This window comes from Sphingomonas sp. GC_Shp_6, assembly GCF_026540835.1.
In the GTDB taxonomy this organism is placed as follows: Bacteria; Pseudomonadota; Alphaproteobacteria; order Sphingomonadales; family Sphingomonadaceae; genus Sphingomonas.
The window spans coordinates 318731-336729 of record NZ_JALNUO010000003.1 but is presented as its reverse complement, the minus strand read 5'-3'; the positions used below and the strand labels follow the sequence as shown (position 1 = coordinate 336729).

The following is a 17999-nucleotide window of genomic DNA, read 5'->3' as shown; positions in this document are numbered from 1 at the left end:
AAACGCGCCACTTGAAAAATCCGCGCCCACCATGGCGCCGTTCGCGAGCGTTGGCAAAGCCGTTAACCGCTTCTTAGTCCACCCCATGCGATCGATCTTGCAATTGGCGGGAGTTCTGGGGACCTATGCGCGTTCTCGCGATGGCATCACAAAAGGGTGGTTCGGGCAAGACGACCCTGTCGGGGCATCTGGCCGTGCAGGCGCAGCGTGCCGGATCGGGCCCGGTCGTGCTGATCGACATCGATCCGCAGGGCAGCCTGGCGGATTGGTGGAACGAGCGCGAGGCCGAATATCCCGCCTTCGCCTCCACCACCGTTGCGCGGCTCGCGGCCGATCTCGAAGTGCTGCGCCAGCAGGGCTTCAAGCTGGCGATGATCGACACCCCGCCCGCCATCACGATGGCGATCCAGAGCGTCATCAACGTCGCCGAACTGGTCGTGGTGCCGACGCGCCCGTCGCCGCACGATCTGCGCGCGGTGGGCGCGACGGTCGATCTGTGCGACCGCGCCGGCAAGCCGCTGATCTTCGTCGTCAACGCCGCCACGCCCAAGGCGCGGATCACGTCGGAGGCCGCGGTCGCGCTGTCGCAGCACGGCACGGTCGCGCCGATCACGGTCCATCATCGCGTCGATTTCGCGGCCTCGATGATCGACGGACGCACGGTCATGGAGGTCGATCCCGGCGGCAAGTCCGCCGGCGAGATCGAGGCGCTGTGGACCTATGTCTCGGACCGTCTGGAAAAGAATTTCCGCCGCACCGTGTTCAGCGTACCGCAGGCGGGCGCTGGCGCGGGCCAGCGGCCGCAGGGTGGGGGTTTCGGCCGCCGCGTGGTGGGCTGAGCGATGTTCGGAGGACCAAAACCGCTCGCATCGCTGTCGTCGGGCCTTTTGGCGCGCAAGGGGCAGGCACGCCCCGCGATGCGGCCGCAGGGCGGCAGCTTCGCCGCCACCGCCGACGATCTCGGCTGGAACGACATGGGCGCGCCCGTGCCGATCCCGCCCGTACTCGTCGCCCGCGAGGCGCTCCAGGAAGAATTCGCGGAACCCGCGCCCGCCCCTGCAGCCGCGCCCCAGGCGCCGCCGACGATCGCATCCGATGCGCCCGTCGCGGTGAAGCCGGTCTCGCTCGCCACTGCGGCGCGCATCGGTCGCGAGGCGGCGGCCAAGACGGCGAAGGGCAGCAAGGCCGCGTTCACGCTGCGCCTCGATGCCGATCGGCACCTGCGGCTTCGGCTCGCGAGCGCCGTCGCCAACCAATCCTCGCAGGCGCTGGTCGCGCAGGCGCTCGATGCTTTCCTGAAGACGTTGCCGGAGGTGGAGGCGCTCGTCGCCCAGCTTCCGAAGCCGAAGACACGGTGATGGGGTTCACAGCCATGAAGACGCGCATGATATTGGTCGGCGGCCTTTCCGCCCTGGTGCTGGGCGGCACGATGGTCGGGTGCTCGGCCACCGGCGGTGGCGGCGGCGTCGCCTCGGCGAGCGTTCGCAGCGCGGCCGTCGCGGCCCGGAGCGCGGCGGCCGAGGCGGACAAGGCCACGCACGCGCTCGCCCGGCACGAACCGATGGTGGCGGTGGGCTTTGCCGAGGGAGCCGCCGGCCTTGCACCGCGCAACGCCGCGTACCGGATGCTGCTCGGCCAGGCCTATCTTCAGTCCGGCCGGTTCGTCTCCGCCAAGGCGGCGTTCGGCGAGGCGCTCGCGCTTTCGCCGCAGAACGGCCGCGCCGCGCTGAACCTCGCATTGTCCACCATCGCGACCGGCGATTATCCCGCGGCGCGGCGCGTGCTCGACGCCAACAGCGCGACCATCCCGGTGGCCGATCGCGGCCTGGCCATGGCGCTGGCGGGCGATCCCGCAGGCGCGGTGGCAGTGCTGACCCAGCTTGCGCGCTCGCCGCAGAGCGATGCCAAGGCGCGGCAGAATCTGGCGCTGGCGCTGGCGCTCGGCGGCCAGTGGCAGGGCGCGCGGGTCGTCGCGGCGGCCGATATGTCGCCCGCCGATGTCGATCGGCGGATGCAGGAATGGGCGGCGTTCGCGCAGCCCGCCACAGCCTCCGACCAGGTGGCGCAATTGCTCGGCGTGCACGCCGTGGCCGATCAGGGCCAGCCGATCGCGCTCGCGCTGAACGGCACGGTCTCGGTCGCGCAGGCGACGCCGGTGGAGGGTCCCACGAGCCCGGTTCCGGCGACGGCGGTCGCGGCAGCACCCGCTGGCAGGATCGCGTTCGCTGCGCCGCATGCGGTCGTCCAGCCGTTGCCGGCGCCGCTGCTGCGCGCGGAGCCCGGCGCCACCAAGGTCGCGCTCGGCGCGGCTTCGGTCGTCCCGGCGGCCCAGGGTCCCTTCTATGTCCAGCTCGGCGCGTTCGGCAATGCAAGCGTGGCGCGCGATGCCTGGGGCCGCGCCAACCGCCGCTTCGTCGGCTTTGCCGGCCATGTGCCCTCGGCCATGACGATCCGCGCGCGCGGTGCGGCGCTGTATCGCCTGTCGGTCGGCGGCTATGCGCGCGGCGAGGCGGATGCGGTGTGCCGCCGTTATCGCCAGGCCGGCGGCGCCTGTTTCGTCCGCCACGGCGCGGGCGATCAGGTCGCGGCCTGGGCGCACAAATCGGTGCAGCTCGCCGCGCGCTGAGCTCACGCCGGCGGCGGGGCGATCTCCCGGCCGCCCTTCCACAGTCGCAGCACGCGGCCCTGGACCGGCAGACCGTCGAAGGGTGTGTTGCCGGCCGACGCCACGAACGAGTCGCCGCTGATCCGCCACGGCGCGGCGCCATCGAACAGCAGCAGGTCGGCCGGCTTGCCCGGCTCCAGCGTGCCGGTGTCGAGTCCCAGCACCGCCGCCGGGTTGCGCGCGAGCAGCGCGAACAGCGCGGGCAGCGTCACCAGACCGTCGCGCACCAGCATCAGCGCGAGCGGCAGCAGCGTTTCCGCCCCCGCCATGCCGGCCGCCGAATCGGCGAAGGGCAGGCGCTTGGCCTCGGGGCCCTGCGGATCATGGCCGGAGGCGATCACGTCGATCGTTCCGTCCGCCACCGCGGCCAGCGCGGCGCGCCGGTCGTTCTCCGCGCGCAGCGGCGGCGAAAGATGCGCGAAGGTGCGGAAATCGCTCATCGCGATGTCGGACAGATGGAGATGCGCAGGGGTGATCCCGCACGTCACCGGCACCCCCCGGCGCCTGGCCGCGCGGACGAGATCGAATCCGCCCGCGGTCGTCACCTGGCGGATGTGGAGCCGTGCCCCCGTATCCTCCGCCAGCATCAGGTCGCGCGCGATCGCCAGCGCCTCGGCGGCGGCGGGGGCGGCGGGCAGGCCGAGCCGAGTCGCGGTCTCGCCCGCGGTCGCCACCGCATCGCCGATCAGCCCGCCATCCTCGGCATGGACGACCACCGCAACGTCGAGATCGCGCGCATAGGCGAGCGCGCGGTGCATCACGCCGGCATCCGCGATCCATCCCCGCCCGGTGCCGACCGCACGCGCGCCAGCCGAAGCGCAGATCGCCATCTCGGCCAGATCCGCGCCCGCCAGCCCGCGCGTGGCGGCGGCGATCGGGTGGATCCACAGATCGGGCTTGCCGATCAGCGCGGCGCGCTGGACGATGCCGGGATCGTCCAGTACCGGCGACTGATCGGGCATCAGCCCCACGCGGACGATCCCGCCCGCGCGGCAGGCGGCGCGATCGACCTTGAACACGCCCAGATCGACCAGCGCGGGCGCCAGCATCTTGCCCCCGCAATCCACCGTTTCTGCGTCGGAAGGCAGGTCGAAATTGCCGACCGCGCGGATCGTGCCGTCCTCGACCAGCAGGCCGCCCGGCCGCTCGCCACCCACCGGGCAGACGAGCGATGCGTTGAGGAATGCGCGCTTCATGCCCAGCCCTCCACGCCGCGCGCACGCCGGGTCAGCACGTCGAGACACGCCATCCGCACCGCCACGCCCATCTCCACCTGCTCGGTGATGGCCGAGCGCGCATGGTCCGCCACCACCGAGTCGATCTCGACGCCCCGGTTCATCGGCCCCGGATGCATCACCAGCGCGTCGGGCACGCGCGCGAACCGCGCCTCCGTCAGCCCGTAGCGCATCCGATATTCGCGCGCCGAGGGGATATAGCCGCCCGCCATCCGCTCGTTCTGCACGCGCAGCATCATCACCACGTCCGCCCCCACCAGCGCGGCGTCGAAATCGGTGAAGGCGGTGACGCCCATCCGCTCGATGGCGGGCGGCATCAGCGTGGAGGGCGCGCATACCCGCACCTCCGCCGCCAGTGCGGTGAGCGCCAGGATGTTCGACCGCGCGACGCGGCTGTGGAGCACGTCGCCGCAGATCACCACGCGCTGGCCGGCGATGGCGCCGCGCCGCCGCCGGATCGTCAGCGCATCGAGCAGCGCCTGGGTCGGATGCTCGTGCCGCCCGTCGCCCGCGTTGAGCACGGGGCAATCCACCTTGCCCGCGATCAGCCGCACCGCGCCCGACGCCATGTGGCGGATGACGATCACGTCCGCGCGCATCGCGTTCAGCGTCTTGGCGGTGTCGATCAGCGTCTCGCCCTTCTTCACGCTGGATTGCGCGGCGTGCATGTTGACGACGTCGGCGCCCAGACGCTTGCCCGCGATCTCGAACGACAGCAAAGTGCGCGTCGAATTCTCGAAAAAGGCGTTGATCTGCGTCAGGCCGGCCAGCCTCTTGTCGGGCGTGGCATGTGCGCGGTTCGCCTCCACCCAGGTTTCGGCCTCGTCGAGCAGGAAGGCGATCTCGTGCGGCTCGAGGCCGTCGATCCCGGTCAGGTGCCGGTGCGGGAACACGGCGCCCCCGTCGATCAGCGTGGCGGGGCGGTGGTCCGATCTGGTCATCGAGGGTGTCGGGTAGCGGCCGGAACACGGCCGTGCAAGCCGTGCGGCGCCGAAGCGGAGGGCCGAAGTGGAGGAAGTGGAGGAAGTGGAGGTGTGTGAAGCATCGAAGTGGAAGGACAGTGTGGCTGTCGCTCCAGCGGGCGGGCGGGGTGGCGGACGGTGTTCGGCATGCCGCCGAGATCGCACGGATGCCGCCCTGTAGGACAGCGGCTGACGCGGCGTGGTCGCTGCGCTATGGCGCGGCGATGACGGTCCGCACGCTCTTCGCCTCGCTCCTGTACGAAGGGTCGCTCGACGATCCCGCGCTCGTCGCCGATCTGGAGGCGTCGTGCCGTGCGCTGGCCGAGGACGACGGGGCGGGGCGGCGCTGGTCCAAGGCGCATGGCTATCGCGGCTATACCTCCTATGCGTCGCTGAACGACCTGCCGCAGCGCGATCCGGCCTTCGCCGATCTGAAGCGCGCGCTCGACCGGCATGTGGCGGCGTTCGCGAAGGAATGCGCGTTCGATCTGGGCGGGCGCAAGCTGAAGCTCGACAGCCTCTGGGCGAACGTCCTGAAACCCGGGGGCGCCCACACCGCGCATCTCCATCCGCACAGCGTCGTGTCGGGCACCGTCTATATCGCGCTGCCCGAGGGTGCGCGCGGGCTGAAGCTGGAGGATCCCCGGCTGCCGATGATGATGGCCGCGCCGCCACGGCTCGCCGGCGCGCCCGACGCCCTGCGCACCTTCGTGGAGGCGGTGCCGGTGGCGGGCAGCGTGTTCTTGTGGGAAAGCTGGCTGCGCCACGAGGTGCCCGCGGGCACGGGCAAGGGCGAGCGGATCAGCGTGAGCTTCAACTATCGCTGGTAAGTGCCTGTTTCAGAACGCCGGATCACCCGCCACCAGCGCATCGATCGCGCCCTGCAGGATATAGGCGGCGGCCATGTTGTCGACCCGCTCGGCACGTTTGGCGCGGCTCATATCGGCCTCGATCAGGGTGCGCGTGACGGCTTGCGTCGACCAGCGCTCGTCCCACAGCAGGATCGGCAGACCCATGTCGACGCAGTTGCGCGCGAACGCCCGAGTCGACTGGCTGCGCGGGCTTTCGCTGCCGTCGAGATTGAGCGGCAGTCCGATCACGATTCCGCGCACCGCCTGCGCGGCGATCAGCCCGGCGAGCGCGGCCTTGTCCTTCATGAACTTGGTGCGGCGCACGAGCAGCGCGGGGCTGGCGAAGCTCCACCCCGCGTCGCACAGCGCGGTGCCGATCGTCTTGGTGCCGACGTCGAGGCCGATCATCCGGCCGCCCAGCGGCAGCGCTTCGCGAAAGACGGCGCGATCGACGGTCAGCATGCTCATCGCCCGAACGCCGCCAGCCGCCGCGCCGCATCCGCGCGAACATTCGCCCAGAACAGGCTGTAATCATAGACATGATAGTTGTTGCCCGGCAGCACATAGCTGCCGACGTTGGGGGGCGGCCCGATCAGCAACAGCCCCGGAGGGGCGCAGCGCGCGGGCACCGCGTGCGCGGTCATCGCCGCGTTCGACAGATCCTTGGTCGGATAGAGCGTGCCGAGATTCGCGCTGGCCGGCGCGGCGGCATCGGCGGTCCCGGTCAGCGGATTGGTGCAGACCATCGCCGTGCCCTTGCGCGGCGCGCCGGTGAATCCCGTAGTCGCGTCATACCCCTCGACCACCAGAGAAGGATCGGCGGGCTCGGCATAGCTCTGCCAGGACAGGATGCAGCCGGCCTGATCGCCGCGCGTGCATTCGGGCAGCCCGAGCCGCGGCAGATCCGTCGTGCGCGAGATCGGCCAGCCGACGACATAGGCCGCGACGATCCGGCGCGACAAGGCGGGGTCGGGCGCGATCCGCTCGCGAAGCAGGCGTTCGAGATGGAGCGCGCCCTGGCTGTGGCCGGCCAGCACGATCGGCCGGTCGGGCCCGATCTGCGTCAGGAATGCGTCGAACGCCGCGGCCACGTCGCCATAGGCGAGATCGAGCGCGCGACCGGCGTCGGCGGCGGTCGTCAGGAATGCGCCGAACGTCGCCTGGCGGTAGCGCGGCGCCCAGACCTGGCCGACGCCATTGAACGCGCTCGCCTGTGCGCGCAGGAACAAGGCGGCGCGGGCATTGGCCTCGGCATCGTTCAGCGGCGCGTTCCAGTGATCGCGCGCGAGATAGGATGTGGGGTGGACGAAGAAGACCGCCGCGCCCTTCGTGGCCGTGGTCGTGGGCGCAGCCCCCGCGGGCGTCCAGAGCGAGGGGTTGCCGGCGATGTCGGGCCGCGCGATCCACATCGCGGCGGGCGCATAGGCATTGGGCGAGACGCGGCGCTGCACGGCGAACGCCGTTCGCGGCACGAGTGCCATCCGCAGGAGCTGCGTGCCGTAGAGCCGATAGGCGAAGGCGCCCGCGATCACGAGCACGATCAGCACGGCGAAGGCATAGAGGAACTTGCGGGCCATCGTTGCACCCTTGCACGGGGCGCGGGCCGGATGCTAGCCGGGCGCCATGTCCGTCACACCCGCAACCGTGAAGAAGATCGCGAGCCTGGCCCGCATCGCGATCACCGAGGAGGACGCGACCCGGATCGCGCCCGAGCTCGGCAACATCCTGGGCTGGATCGAAATGCTGGAGGAGGTCGACACCCAAGGTGTCGAGCCGATGACGGCGGTGATCCCCAACCATCTGCGGTTGCGCGACGACGTCGTCACCGATGGCGGCATCCGCGAACAGGTTCTGGCCAACGCGCCCCAGGCCGAACACGGCTTCTTCACCGTGCCCAAGGTGATCGAATAATGACCGAGCTGACCGATCTGGGCGTGGCCGCGATCCGCGACGGCGTGCGCGAGGGCGTCTTTTCCGCACGCGAAATCGCCGACGCCTTCGTGACGAAGGTGAGCCGCGCCAAGGCGTTGAACGCGTTCCTTGTCGAAACGCCCGAACATGCGATCGCCGCCGCCGACGCCGCCGACGCGGCGCGCGCGGCGGGCGAGACGCCCAAGCCGCTGGCCGGCGTGCCGATCGGGATGAAGGACCTGTTCTGCACCAGCGGCGTGGCGACGACGGCGGCGAGCCACATCCTCGAAGGCTTCGTGCCGACCTATGAATCGCGCGTGTCGCAGAATCTGTGGGATGCGGGCGCGGGGATGCTCGGCAAGCTGAACATGGACCAGTTCGCGATGGGCTCGTCCAACGAGACGTCGGCGTTCGGCAACGTGATCTCGCCGTGGCGGCGACGTGACGGCGGCAATGCGGCGCTGGCACCCGGCGGCTCCTCGGGTGGCTCGTCGGCGGCGATCGCGGCGCGGCTGTGCCCGGGCGCGACCGGCACCGACACCGGCGGATCGATCCGCCAGCCCGCCGCCTTCACCGGGATCGCGGGGATCAAGCCGACCTATGGCCGCTGCTCGCGCTGGGGCACGATCGCGTTCGCCTCCAGCCTCGATCAGGCGGGGCCGATGGCGCGCGACGTGCGCGACTGCGCGATCCTGCTGGAGGCGATGGCCGGGTTCGACCCGCGCGACGCGACCTCGCTGAAGCTCGACGTGCCCCGGTGGGAATCGGGATTGTCGGGCGATCTGAAAGGTTTGCGCGTCGGTATTCCCAAGGAGTATCGCGTCGACGGGATGCCCGCGGAGATCGAGGCCTTGTGGCAGCAGGGCATCGCCTGGCTGAGCGACGCCGGTGCCGAGATCGTCGAGGTCTCGCTGCCGCACACCAGATACGCGCTGCCCGCCTATTACATCATCGCGCCGGCCGAGGCCTCGTCCAACCTCGCGCGCTATGACGGCGTGCGCTACGGCATCCGCGATCTGCCCGAGGGGGCGGGGCTGCAGGACATGTATGCCGCGACGCGCGCCGACGGCTTCGGCCCCGAGGTTAAGCGGCGCATCCTGATCGGCACCTATGTGCTGTCGGCCGGCTTCTACGACGCCTATTACACGCAGGCGCAGCGCGTCCGCACGCTGATCGCGCGCGATTTCGAGCGTGCTTGGGAGCGATGCGACGTGCTGCTCGCGCCGACGGCGCCGTCGGCGGCGTTCGCGCTGGGCGAGAAATCGGCCGATCCGATCGCGATGTATCTGAACGACGTCTTCACCGTGCCGTCGAGCCTCGCGGGATTGCCCGCGATGAGCGTGCCGGGCGGCCTCGATGCGAACGGCCTGCCGCTCGGCCTGCAGATCATCGGCAAGCCGCTCGACGAGCAGGGCGTGCTGAACGCCGGCCTCGCGATCGAGCAGCGCGCCGGCTTCGTCGCGCGGCCGGAGGCCTGGTGGTAGACGCTTGAACCACAAAGTGTTACCGCGGTAACACTGGAGATGAGCGATGAACGCCTATAGCCCCGTCACCGAAGCGAGCGACGGCAACATGACCAGCAAGGGTCAAGTGCTCATTCCCAAGGGCTTGCGCGAGCGCGCCGGTCTGGTGCCGGGCGGCGAGGTGACCGTCGGCCTGAATGCCGACGGACAGGTGGTGGTCGTGCCCCGCCAGCCGACCGAAACGCGCGAGGAGCGCAAGGCGCGGTATCTCGCACAGATCGGATCGGTGGTTGGCACGCTCGACACCGGCTTTGCGACGACCGACGATTACATGGACCATGTCCGGCCGCATCGGCACGAGGATTGGTGATCTTCGTCGACACCAACGTCCTCATCGACGTGTTGCAGGACGATCCGCATTGGCGGCCATGGTCGCTAAGGCAATTGGCCGAGGCCCGTGCCGATGGCGACCTGGCGATCGACGCGATCGTGATCGCCGAACTCAGCCGCGATTACCCGACGCTCCGCGCGCTTCAGGTGGCGGTGGCGCCGCTGGAACTGACGTCGTCCGTGCTGGACGACGCGACGGCGTTCCTGGCCGGGCACCGCTTCCTGCAAGCGCGCGCCGAGCGTGGGGAAGGAGAGGCGAAGCGGCCGCTGCCCGATTTCTTCATCGGGGCTCACGCGCTGTCGCTCGGCGCCACCTTGCTGACCCGCGATGCCAGGCTCTATCATCGCTACTTCCCCGATCTTTCCCTCATCACACCCGAGACGCATCCATGACCGACACCGCATACCGCATCCAGGGCGCTACCGGGGAATGGGAGGTCGTCGTCGGCCTAGAGGTCCATGCGCAGGTGACGTCGAACGCCAAGCTCTTCTCGGGCGCGGCGACGACGTTCGGCGCGGAGCCGAACACGCAGGTCAGCCTGGTCGACGCGGCGATGCCGGGCATGCTGCCCGTGCCGAACCGCGAATGCATCCGCCAGGCGGTGCGCACCGGCATGGCGATCGATGCGCAGATCAACCGCTGGTCGCGCTTCGACCGGAAGAATTATTTCTACGCCGATCTGCCGCAGGGTTATCAGATCAGCCAGCTCTACCATCCGCTGGTGGGGGAGGGCGCGATCGACATCGCGCTGGACGAGAAGAACTCCGACGGCGCGACGAAGCGGATCGGCGTCGAGCGCATCCATGTCGAGCAGGATGCGGGCAAGCTGATGCACGATCAGCACCCGACGCGCAGCTATGTCGACCTCAACCGGTCGGGCGTCGCGCTGATGGAGATCGTCAGCCGGCCCGACATGGCGTCTCCGGCCGAAGCCGGCGCTTACCTCCGCAAGCTGCGGGCGATCCTGCGCTATGTCGGCAGTTGCGACGGCAATATGGAGGAAGGCTCGATGCGCGCCGACGTGAACGTCAGCGTGCGCAAGCCCGGCGCGGGGCTCGGCACGCGCACCGAGACGAAGAATGTCAACTCGGTCCGCTTCGTGATGGCGGTCGTCGAGCAGGAGGCGCGGCGCCAGATCGACGTGCTGGAGGATGGTGGCACGATCGCGCAGGAAACCCGCCTCTATGACCCTGACCGCAACGAGACGCGGTCGATGCGGTCGAAGGAGGATGCGCATGATTACCGCTACTTCCCCGATCCCGATCTGTTGCCGCTCGAACTGGACGAGGCGTTTCTCGACGAATGCCGCGCGAGCCTGCCCGAGCTGCCCGACGCCAAGCGCCGGCGTTACGAGGCGGCGGGGATCGGCGCCTATCAGTCCGCCGTGCTGACCGCCGAGGTGGAGGCGGCGCGCTGGTTCGACGCGCTGCTGGAGGCGGGCGCGCCGCCGGTGGCGGCGGCGAACTGGACGACGTCCGAACTGTTCGGCGCGCTCAACCGCACCGGGCGCGACATCGCGAATTCGCCGGTGACGCCGGTGCAGGCGGCGGAACTGCTGGCGCTGGTGGCCGACGGAACGCTGTCGGGCAGCCTTGCCAAACAGGTGTTCGAAGTGATGCTCGAAACCGGCGAGGCGCCGGCCCGGATCGTCGAGGATCGCGGGCTGAAACAGACCAGCGACACCGGCGCGATCGACGCCGCGATCGACGCGATCATGGCGGCGAACGCGGACAAGGTGGCCGATTACCGCGGCGGCAAGGACAAGCTGTTCGGCTTCTTCGTCGGCCAGACGATGAAGGCGATGGGCGGCAAGGCCAATCCCGGCGTGGTCAACGCGCGGCTGAAGACGCTGCTCGGGCCGTCGGTGGCATGAGCATGGCCGCGCCGTCGCTGCTTGCCGTGCTCGGCCTGTGGGCGATGCCCGCGCTTGCGCAGACGAACGCGGCGCCGGTGGCGACGTCGCCCGTGCCCGTCGCGTCCGCGCCACTGCCGCGCGTGGCGCTGGAGACGAGCGCGGGGCGGATCGTGATCGAGGCGGATACGGTGCATGCGCCCATCAGCGCGGGCAATTTCCTGCGCTATGTCGACCAGCACCGGCTGGACGGCGTCACCTTCTACCGCGACGTGAAGGTGGCGGATCATTTCGGCTTCGTGCAGTTCGGCGCGAACGGCGACCCCAAGCGGTCGCTGCCGCCCGTCCGTCACGAGCCGACCACGGTGACCGGCATCAAGCATCTGAACGGCACGATCTCCACCGCGCGGCTCGCCCCGGGCACCGCGCGCGGCGAGTTCACGATTCTGGTGGGCGATCAGCCGGGGATGGATGCGGATCCGACGAAGCCGGGCGACAATCTGGGCTATGCCGCCTTCGGCCATGTCGTCGAGGGTATGGACGTGGTGGTGGGCGTGATGGACGCACCGGTGTCGCCGACGGCGACGTTGCGCGGGGCCTTCAAGGGCGAGGTGCCGGTGGAGGCGGTGCGGATCGTTTCGGCGCGGCGGGTGCCGGTTTCGCGGTGAGCTTTGGGCGCTTTATGCCGCGATCAGGGTAATGGCTGAACTGTTCCCCGGCGAAGGCCGGGGCCCAGTTGGGAAGGCCATCGTGACGAGGCGCGGCGTTCTCCAATAAGGGTTCTCCCACCTGGGCCCCGGCTTTCGCCGGGGAACAGATTGGGCATCCCCTAAAAACTACTGCGCATCGTCGTCCTGATTGCGCACCACGCCGCCGGTGCCGCCCACGCCGTCGGCCAGGCCGGGCGCGGTCATCGTTTCGGGTTCGGGGCCGCCTTCGCCACGCGCCACCGCGTCGCTGCGCGCTTCCACCGCCTGTTCGATGTCGCTGCGCGGATCGGCGCGGTCGGGCGGGCTGTCGGGATGGTCGTCCGCGGGGGGCGGGCTGTCGGGCATGGTCTCGGGATCGGTCATGATCGTCCTTCTTTAGCGGCTGGTGCCGGCAAGGCCGCCGGTGCTTGCGGTCATGGCGTCGGTGCTGCCGATATCGCCGGTGTCGCCGGCCTCGCGCGTGCCGACGTCGCTGCTGGTCGGCATCGCGAAGCCCACCGGGTTCGGCGCGTCCATGTTGGGCGTCTCGGTCGGCTGGGGCGAGGGGATGTCGGTATCGGGCGCGGGCGTGTCGATCTCGTGGCCGGGCGCGTCGGGCTGGTCGAAATCGGGTGTCGGCGTCGGGAATTCGGCGGGGGGTATGCTGGCCATCGGGTTTCTCCTTGCAGGCCATCAACGCCTTGTTCGCGCAGCGGTTGCCTCGGCGCTTGCCCCGGAGCGCCCGGCTGGTATAGACGCCCGCCGACCGGCGGTGTCCTTGCGGGCGTGGCGGAACTGGTAGACGCGCTTGGTTTAGGTCCAAGTATCGCAAGATGTGGGGGTTCGAGTCCCTTCGCCCGCACCAGTCCCGCCGCCCCGCGGCGGGACGCACGCCTCAACCGATTATCCTTACCGGAAGGCCCGTTCATGCAGACTGTCGAGACGTTGAGCGAGGGGCTGAAGCGCGCCTTCACGCTGACCATCACCGCCAAGGACATCGATTCGAAGGTCGATGCCGAGCTGAAGCGCCTCGCGCCGCAGATGAAGATGCCCGGCTTCCGCCCCGGCAAGGTGCCCGCGAACCTCGTGCGCAAGATGCACGGCCCGGCGCTTCACCAGGACGCGCTGAATGCGGCGATCCAGGAAGGCGTTCAGGGCCTCGTCGCCGAAAAGGGCCTGCGCCCCGCGATGCAGCCCTCGGTGTCGCTCGGCGAGGGGTACGAGCCCGGCAAGGATGCCGAACTGACCGTCGAGATGGAGGTTCTGCCCCAGGTGCCGACGCCGGCGATCGATTCGCTGACGCTGGAGCGGCTGACGGTGCCCGTCTCGGACGAAGCGGTGACCGAGCAGTTGAAGAAGTTCGCCGATCAGCAGAAGAAGTGGGACGATGCGGGCGACAAGGCCGCCGAGACCGGCGACCTGGTCACGATGGATTTCGTCGGCAAGGTGGACGAGGTCGCCTTCGACGGCGGCACCGGCACCGACATGGCGGTCGAGATCGGCAGCGGCCGGCTGATCCCGGGCTTCGAGGAGCAGGTGATCGGCGCCAAGGCGGGCGAGGAGCGCCGCATCGACGTGACCTTCCCGGCGGATTACCAGGAGAAGTCGCTGGCCGGCAAGGCGGCGACGTTCGACCTGACGATCAAGTCGGTCAAGGTGGCGGGCGAAAGCACGATCGACGACGATCTGGCGAAGGGGCTTGGCCTCGAAAGCCTGGAGCAGCTCACCGGCCTGCTGAAGGGGCAGATCGAGCAGGAGCATAACGGCCTGACGCGCACGCACATGAAGCGCAAGCTGCTCGACCAGCTGGCCGAGGGTCATGACTTCGAAGTGCCGCCCTCGATGGTCGAGGCGGAGTTCGCGCAGATCTGGTCGCAGCTGGAGCATGAGGCCGGCCACGAGGCCGATCCCGAAGCCGCCAAGGCCGAGATGGAGAATGAGCGCGAGGATTACCGCAAGATCGCCGAGCGTCGCGTGCGCCTGGGGCTGCTGCTGTCCGAGATCGGCCAGGCGAACGGCGTCGAGGTGAGCCAGCAGGAGATGAACCGCCTGATCGCGCAGGCCGCGCAGCAATATGGCGCCGAGGATCGCCAGCGCTTCATCCAGTATATCCAGCAGGAGCCGATGGCGGCCGCCCAGCTCCGCGCGCCGCTCTATGAGGACAAGGTCGTCGACTTCCTGTTCGGCAAGGCCGAGATCACCGATCGCGAGACGACCCGCGAGGAGCTGGAAGCCGCGATCGAGAGCGAAGACGGCTTCGCGACCGGCACGCACGTCCACAACCACGACGATCACGATCACGATCACGCCGATCACGATCACGCCGGGCACGATCACGCCGATCACGACCATGCGGATCACGCCGCGCCCGCGGAAGCGGCCGAGCCTGCCGAAGCGACCAAGCCCGTCGCCAAGGGCGCCAATGCCGGTGCCGAGGTCGAGCCCGCACCCGCGCCCGTGAAGAAGCCGCGCGCCAAGAAGGCGGCGCCGGTGAGCGCGGAAACCCAGGTGCTCGAATCGTCGCCGGTGGCGGCCGAGAATGCGGAGGGCACGCAAGCCCCCGACGCCGCACCGGCGAAGAAGCCGCGCGCGAAGAAGGCCGCGACGACGACCGAGGGCTGATCTCCTGTTCCCCGGCGGAGGCCGGGGCTCAGTGGGGAGGACCAACGTGGCGGATCGCTCGGCTTCGTTATAGACCTTTCCCCACTGGGCCCCGGCCTTCGCCGGGGAACACCGTGAAGGCAGGGAGCGACACATGACCGAACCCAGAATCGCCGTCCTGCTGCCCTGCTACAACGAAGAGGCGGCGATCGCCCAGACGGTGGCAGGGTTCCGCGCCGCGCTGCCGGGCGCGACCATCTACGTCTATGACAACAACAGCCGCGACCGGACCTGCGCCGTTGCCGCAGCCGCGGGCGCGGTGGTGCGCAGCGAGCGGATCCAGGGCAAGGGCGCGGTGGTGCGGCGAATGTTCGCCGATATCGATGCCGACATCTATGTGATGGCCGATGGCGACGCGACCTATGACGCAGCGTCCGCCCCCGCGCTGGTCGATCGGCTGCTCGACGAACAGCTCGACATGATCGTCGGCAGCCGGGTGCACGAAGCGGCGGAGGCGTATCGCCGCGGCCACCAATTCGGCAACGCGCTGCTGACGGGCATGCTGACGCGGCTGTTCGGGCGCAGCTTCACCGACATTCTATCGGGTTACCGCGTGTTCTCGCGGCGGTTCGTGAAGAGCTTTCCGTCCCTGTCGGCCGGGTTCGAGATCGAAACCGAGATCAGCGTCCATGCGCTCGAACTGCGGATGCCGGTCGCCGAGATCGAGACGCCCTATTATGCGCGGCCCGAGGGCTCCGAATCGAAGCTCAGCACCTATTCGGACGGCTGGCGCATCCTGCGCACGATCGTGACGCTCTATCGCATCGAGCGGCCGCTGCTGTTCTTCGGCGCGATCGGCGGCGTGTTCGCGGCGCTGGCGCTGGCGCTGGGCGTGCCGCTGATCCTCACCTATGTGGACACGCATCTGGTCCCGCGCTTCCCGACCGCAATTCTCATCACGGGTCTCGGGCTGTTCGCCGCGCTCAACGTGTTCACGGGGCTGATCCTCGACACCGTGGTGCACGGCCGGCACGAGGTGCGGCGGCTTGCCTATCTGGCGCACCGCGCGCCGTCGCGCGGGGCTTGAACTCGCCGCGACAAGCGCCGATGTTGCGGTCATCCCACACAAGCGAGTTCTTCCATGCACAATCCGTTCGAGACCGGCGATTTCGCGAGCCCGCTGGCGCATGCCGGCCTCGGTCTCCAGCAGACCCAGGCGGGTCTGGTTCCCATCGTCATCGAACAGTCGAACCGGGGCGAACGTTCCTTCGACATCTTCTCGCGCCTGCTGCGCGAGCGGATCATCTTCGTGACGGGCGGCGTCGAGGATGGCATGGCCAGCCTCATCACCGCGCAGCTGCTCTTCCTCGAATCCGAGAATCCGAAGAAGGACATCTTCATGTACATCAACTCGCCGGGCGGCGTCGTCACGGCGGGCATGGCGATCCACGACACCATGAATTATATCCGGCCGCGCGTGGGTACGGTGTGCATCGGGCAGGCGGCGTCGATGGGCAGCTTCCTGCTGGCGAGCGGCGAGAAGGGCATGCGCGTCGCGCTCACCAACGCGCGCATCATGATCCACCAGCCTTCGGGCGGCGCGCAGGGCATGGCCAGCGACATCGAGATCCAGGCCAAGGAAATTTTGCGCATCCGCGCCCGGATGAACCAGCTCTATTCGCAGTATACCGGCCAGCCGATCGAGGAGATCGAGCGCCGGATGGATCGCGACACGTTCCTCGAGGCGCATGAGGCCAAGGAATTCGGTCTGGTCGACGAGGTGTTCGACAAGCGCCCGGCGCCCGCCGACGATATGGCGAAGGCCGCCTGAGACGGGACGAAATCGTTAGGCACTTTATGCCATTGTGGTTTGCGTAAGGGGCGGGTTACCATGCCTGTCCCACAATCGGCGGGGCCGGTCTCCGCCCGAAGGATGGTTTGAATGACGAAGTTGAGCGGTGGCGACTCCAAGAGCACCCTCTATTGCTCGTTCTGCGGCAAGTCGCAGCACGAGGTGCGCAAGCTGATCGCCGGCCCCACGGTGTTCATCTGCGATGAGTGCGTGGAACTGTGCAACGACATCATCCGCGAGGAGACCAAGTCCGCCCTGGTGTCCAAGAAGGACGGCGGGGTGCCGACGCCGCAGGAGATCTGCAACGTGCTCGACGACTATGTCATCGGGCAGAAGCAGGCCAAGCGCGTGCTGTCGGTGGCGGTGCACAACCATTACAAGCGGCTGAACCATGGCGCCAAGGGTGCCGATGTCGAGCTTGCCAAGTCGAATATCCTGCTCGTCGGCCCGACGGGTTGCGGCAAGACTTTGCTCGCGCAGACTCTGGCGCGCATCCTCGACGTGCCGTTCACGATGGCGGATGCGACGACGCTGACCGAGGCGGGCTATGTCGGCGAGGATGTCGAGAACATCATCCTCAAGCTGCTCCAGGCATCGGACTATAACGTCGAGCGGGCGCAGCGCGGCATCGTCTATATCGACGAGATCGACAAGATCAGCCGCAAGGCCGAGAACCCCTCGATCACGCGCGACGTGTCGGGCGAGGGCGTCCAGCAGGCGTTGCTGAAGCTGATGGAGGGCACGACCGCGAGCGTTCCGCCGCAGGGCGGGCGCAAGCATCCGCAACAGGAATTCCTGCAGGTCGACACGACGAACATCCTGTTCATCTGCGGTGGCGCGTTCAGCGGCCTGGAAAAGATCATCGGCGATCGCCTGCAGGGCAAGTCGATCGGCTTCGGCGCCTATGTCGCGGCGCCCGAGGAGCGGCGCACCGGCGAGCTGCTGCGCCAGACCGAGCCCGAGGATCTGCTGAAGTTTGGTCTGATCCCCGAATTCGTCGGCCGTCTGCCGGTGATCGCCACGCTCGAGGATCTCGACATCGACGCGCTGGTGAAGATCCTGAGCGAGCCCAAGAACGCGCTGGTGAAGCAATACCAGAAGCTGTTCGAGATGGAGGACGTGGAGCTGGGCTTCACCGACGACGCGCTGGTGCAGGTCGCGCGCAAGGCGATCGAGCGCAAGACCGGTGCGCGCGGGCTGCGGTCGATCCTCGAGAGCATCCTGCTCGACACGATGTTCGAACTGCCCGGGATGGACGGCGTGGACGAAGTGATGATCGACAAGGACGTGATCGAGGGCCGCAAGGAACCGATCCGCGTCTATGCCGAAAAGAAGAAGGCGGGCGACGCGGCCTGACGGCGGCGCGCCTTCCGGCAGCGATGAAGCGGGCGTCGAGCGATCGGCGCCCGTTTTCGTGTGGGCCGTCGTCCCATCCGATGGGAAGGTCGCGGGCCTGGATCGGGATGTCAGCGGCCTGATTGGATTATCAAATCCGTTCGTGCTGAGCTTGTCGAAGCACGCTCTCCG

20 protein-coding genes and 1 tRNA gene are annotated in these 17999 nt (G+C 68.9%); 15 read left to right on the top strand and 6 right to left on the bottom strand.

Going from position 1 to position 17999, the window contains the following annotated elements; genetic code table 11:
• Window positions 1-125: 125 nt before the first annotated feature.
• The 3 genes from OXQ95_RS06100 to OXQ95_RS06090 are packed head-to-tail and all read left to right on the top strand — an operon-like array spanning window position 126 to window position 2626.
• On the top strand, window positions 126-839 hold the full coding sequence (locus OXQ95_RS06100) for a ParA family protein (RefSeq protein ID WP_242095309.1): 714 nt from the start codon (window positions 126-128) through the stop codon (window positions 837-839).
• Between the two features lie 3 nt (window positions 840-842).
• Window positions 843-1358 carry a hypothetical protein gene (locus OXQ95_RS06095; RefSeq protein WP_267380608.1) on the top strand — a complete coding sequence of 172 codons (516 nt, stop codon included), beginning with the start codon at window positions 843-845 and terminating at the stop codon, window positions 1356-1358.
• A gap of 14 nt (window positions 1359-1372) precedes the next feature.
• Complete coding sequence (locus OXQ95_RS06090; protein ID WP_267380606.1) at window positions 1373-2626, top strand: SPOR domain-containing protein; 1254 nt, start codon at window positions 1373-1375, stop codon at window positions 2624-2626.
• A gap of 2 nt (window positions 2627-2628) precedes the next feature.
• Here the strand turns inward: OXQ95_RS06090 and OXQ95_RS06085 are convergent, their stop codons facing one another.
• Together OXQ95_RS06085 and OXQ95_RS06080 are read right to left on the bottom strand one after the other, a co-directional pair.
• Complete coding sequence (locus tag OXQ95_RS06085; RefSeq protein WP_267380604.1) at window positions 2629-3861, bottom strand: amidohydrolase family protein; 1233 nt, start codon at window positions 3859-3861, stop codon at window positions 2629-2631.
• On the bottom strand, window positions 3858-4841 hold the full coding sequence (locus tag OXQ95_RS06080) for an aspartate carbamoyltransferase catalytic subunit (RefSeq protein WP_267380602.1): 984 nt from the start codon (window positions 4839-4841) through the stop codon (window positions 3858-3860). Before OXQ95_RS06080 ends, OXQ95_RS06085 begins: the two co-directional genes overlap by 4 nt.
• Window positions 4842-5086: 245 nt before the next feature.
• On the opposite strand from OXQ95_RS06080, the gene OXQ95_RS06075 reads away from it, so the two are divergent.
• Window positions 5087-5692: a TIGR02466 family protein gene (locus tag OXQ95_RS06075; protein WP_267380677.1), complete on the top strand. Its 606-nt coding sequence runs from the start codon at window positions 5087-5089 to the stop codon at window positions 5690-5692.
• Between the two features lie 9 nt (window positions 5693-5701).
• Here the strand turns inward: OXQ95_RS06075 and ruvX are convergent, their stop codons facing one another.
• Window positions 5702-6181, bottom strand: a complete 480-nt coding sequence (gene ruvX / locus OXQ95_RS06070; RefSeq protein WP_267380600.1) for a Holliday junction resolvase RuvX — start codon at window positions 6179-6181, stop codon at window positions 5702-5704.
• Window positions 6178-7290, bottom strand: a complete 1113-nt coding sequence (locus OXQ95_RS06065; RefSeq protein ID WP_267380598.1) for a DUF3089 domain-containing protein — start codon at window positions 7288-7290, stop codon at window positions 6178-6180. The genes ruvX and OXQ95_RS06065 overlap by 4 nt, the downstream gene beginning before the upstream one ends.
• Window positions 7291-7336: 46 nt before the next feature.
• Here OXQ95_RS06065 and gatC point away from each other — a divergent pair, with 46 nt between their 5' ends.
• The 6 genes from gatC to OXQ95_RS06035 are packed head-to-tail and all read left to right on the top strand — an operon-like array spanning window position 7337 to window position 11998.
• Window positions 7337-7624, top strand: a complete 288-nt coding sequence (gatC, locus tag OXQ95_RS06060; protein ID WP_242095316.1) for an Asp-tRNA(Asn)/Glu-tRNA(Gln) amidotransferase subunit GatC — start codon at window positions 7337-7339, stop codon at window positions 7622-7624.
• Window positions 7624-9108: an Asp-tRNA(Asn)/Glu-tRNA(Gln) amidotransferase subunit GatA gene (gatA, locus tag OXQ95_RS06055; protein ID WP_267380595.1), complete on the top strand. Its 1485-nt coding sequence runs from the start codon at window positions 7624-7626 to the stop codon at window positions 9106-9108. Before gatC ends, gatA begins: the two co-directional genes overlap by 1 nt.
• A 46-nt stretch (window positions 9109-9154) precedes the next feature.
• Window positions 9155-9457: an AbrB/MazE/SpoVT family DNA-binding domain-containing protein gene (locus OXQ95_RS06050; RefSeq protein WP_242095318.1), complete on the top strand. Its 303-nt coding sequence runs from the start codon at window positions 9155-9157 to the stop codon at window positions 9455-9457.
• Window positions 9454-9870, top strand: a complete 417-nt coding sequence (locus tag OXQ95_RS06045; protein WP_242095319.1) for a type II toxin-antitoxin system VapC family toxin — start codon at window positions 9454-9456, stop codon at window positions 9868-9870. Before OXQ95_RS06050 ends, OXQ95_RS06045 begins: the two co-directional genes overlap by 4 nt.
• The gene (gene gatB, locus OXQ95_RS06040; protein ID WP_267380591.1) at window positions 9867-11351 is read left to right on the top strand and encodes an Asp-tRNA(Asn)/Glu-tRNA(Gln) amidotransferase subunit GatB; all 1485 of its coding nucleotides are present in this window, start codon (window positions 9867-9869) and stop codon (window positions 11349-11351) included. The genes OXQ95_RS06045 and gatB overlap by 4 nt, the downstream gene beginning before the upstream one ends.
• The gene (locus OXQ95_RS06035) at window positions 11348-11998 is read left to right on the top strand and encodes a peptidylprolyl isomerase (protein WP_267380589.1); all 651 of its coding nucleotides are present in this window, start codon (window positions 11348-11350) and stop codon (window positions 11996-11998) included. Before gatB ends, OXQ95_RS06035 begins: the two co-directional genes overlap by 4 nt.
• A 168-nt stretch (window positions 11999-12166) precedes the next feature.
• On the opposite strand, the gene OXQ95_RS06030 is transcribed toward OXQ95_RS06035, so the two are convergent.
• Both OXQ95_RS06030 and OXQ95_RS06025 read right to left on the bottom strand, forming a co-directional pair.
• Window positions 12167-12385, bottom strand: coding sequence for a hypothetical protein (locus OXQ95_RS06030; protein WP_242095908.1), 219 nt, complete (start codon window positions 12383-12385; stop codon window positions 12167-12169).
• Between the two features lie 30 nt (window positions 12386-12415).
• Window positions 12416-12691 carry a hypothetical protein gene (locus OXQ95_RS06025; protein ID WP_242095322.1) on the bottom strand — a complete coding sequence of 92 codons (276 nt, stop codon included), beginning with the start codon at window positions 12689-12691 and terminating at the stop codon, window positions 12416-12418.
• 108 nt (window positions 12692-12799) lie between these two features.
• On the opposite strand from OXQ95_RS06025, the gene OXQ95_RS06020 reads away from it, so the two are divergent.
• The 5 genes from OXQ95_RS06020 (at window position 12800) to clpX (ending at window position 17828) form a co-directional block, all read left to right on the top strand.
• Window positions 12800-12884: transfer RNA gene (locus OXQ95_RS06020), tRNA-Leu, on the top strand.
• A gap of 62 nt (window positions 12885-12946) precedes the next feature.
• Entirely contained in the window at window positions 12947-14641 is a 1695-nt protein-coding gene (gene tig / locus OXQ95_RS06015) for a trigger factor (RefSeq protein WP_267380586.1), read from the top strand.
• A gap of 133 nt (window positions 14642-14774) precedes the next feature.
• Window positions 14775-15707, top strand: coding sequence for a glycosyltransferase family 2 protein (locus OXQ95_RS06010; RefSeq protein WP_267380584.1), 933 nt, complete (start codon window positions 14775-14777; stop codon window positions 15705-15707).
• Window positions 15708-15761: 54 nt separating this feature from the next.
• On the top strand, window positions 15762-16451 hold the full coding sequence (locus OXQ95_RS06005) for an ATP-dependent Clp protease proteolytic subunit (protein WP_242095325.1): 690 nt from the start codon (window positions 15762-15764) through the stop codon (window positions 16449-16451).
• A 111-nt stretch (window positions 16452-16562) separates the two neighbouring features.
• Window positions 16563-17828, top strand: coding sequence for an ATP-dependent Clp protease ATP-binding subunit ClpX (gene clpX, locus OXQ95_RS06000; protein ID WP_242095326.1), 1266 nt, complete (start codon window positions 16563-16565; stop codon window positions 17826-17828).
• Window positions 17829-17999: the final 171 nt, after the last annotated feature.

Excerpts from the sequence above, each read along its gene's own strand:
- OXQ95_RS06100 (WP_242095309.1), top strand. The coding sequence starts at position 126 with ATGCGCGTTCTCGCGATGGCATCACAAAAGGGTGGTTCGGGCAAGACG.
- OXQ95_RS06095 (WP_267380608.1), top strand. The coding sequence starts at position 843 with ATGTTCGGAGGACCAAAACCGCTCGCATCGCTGTCGTCGGGCCTTTTG.
- OXQ95_RS06090 (WP_267380606.1), top strand. The coding sequence starts at position 1,373 with ATGAAGACGCGCATGATATTGGTCGGCGGCCTTTCCGCCCTGGTGCTG.
- OXQ95_RS06085 (WP_267380604.1), bottom strand. The coding sequence starts at position 3,861 with ATGAAGCGCGCATTCCTCAACGCATCGCTCGTCTGCCCGGTGGGTGGC.
- OXQ95_RS06080 (WP_267380602.1), bottom strand. The coding sequence starts at position 4,841 with ATGACCAGATCGGACCACCGCCCCGCCACGCTGATCGACGGGGGCGCC.
- OXQ95_RS06075 (WP_267380677.1), top strand. The coding sequence starts at position 5,087 with ATGACGGTCCGCACGCTCTTCGCCTCGCTCCTGTACGAAGGGTCGCTC.
- ruvX (WP_267380600.1), bottom strand. The coding sequence starts at position 6,181 with ATGAGCATGCTGACCGTCGATCGCGCCGTCTTTCGCGAAGCGCTGCCG.
- OXQ95_RS06065 (WP_267380598.1), bottom strand. The coding sequence starts at position 7,290 with ATGGCCCGCAAGTTCCTCTATGCCTTCGCCGTGCTGATCGTGCTCGTG.
- gatC (WP_242095316.1), top strand. The coding sequence starts at position 7,337 with ATGTCCGTCACACCCGCAACCGTGAAGAAGATCGCGAGCCTGGCCCGC.
- gatA (WP_267380595.1), top strand. The coding sequence starts at position 7,624 with ATGACCGAGCTGACCGATCTGGGCGTGGCCGCGATCCGCGACGGCGTG.
- OXQ95_RS06050 (WP_242095318.1), top strand. The coding sequence starts at position 9,155 with ATGAACGCCTATAGCCCCGTCACCGAAGCGAGCGACGGCAACATGACC.
- gatB (WP_267380591.1), top strand. The coding sequence starts at position 9,867 with ATGACCGACACCGCATACCGCATCCAGGGCGCTACCGGGGAATGGGAG.
- OXQ95_RS06035 (WP_267380589.1), top strand. The coding sequence starts at position 11,348 with ATGAGCATGGCCGCGCCGTCGCTGCTTGCCGTGCTCGGCCTGTGGGCG.
- OXQ95_RS06030 (WP_242095908.1), bottom strand. The coding sequence starts at position 12,385 with ATGCCCGACAGCCCGCCCCCCGCGGACGACCATCCCGACAGCCCGCCC.
- OXQ95_RS06025 (WP_242095322.1), bottom strand. The coding sequence starts at position 12,691 with ATGGCCAGCATACCCCCCGCCGAATTCCCGACGCCGACACCCGATTTC.
- tig (WP_267380586.1), top strand. The coding sequence starts at position 12,947 with ATGCAGACTGTCGAGACGTTGAGCGAGGGGCTGAAGCGCGCCTTCACG.
- OXQ95_RS06010 (WP_267380584.1), top strand. The coding sequence starts at position 14,775 with ATGACCGAACCCAGAATCGCCGTCCTGCTGCCCTGCTACAACGAAGAG.
- OXQ95_RS06005 (WP_242095325.1), top strand. The coding sequence starts at position 15,762 with ATGCACAATCCGTTCGAGACCGGCGATTTCGCGAGCCCGCTGGCGCAT.
- clpX (WP_242095326.1), top strand. The coding sequence starts at position 16,563 with ATGACGAAGTTGAGCGGTGGCGACTCCAAGAGCACCCTCTATTGCTCG.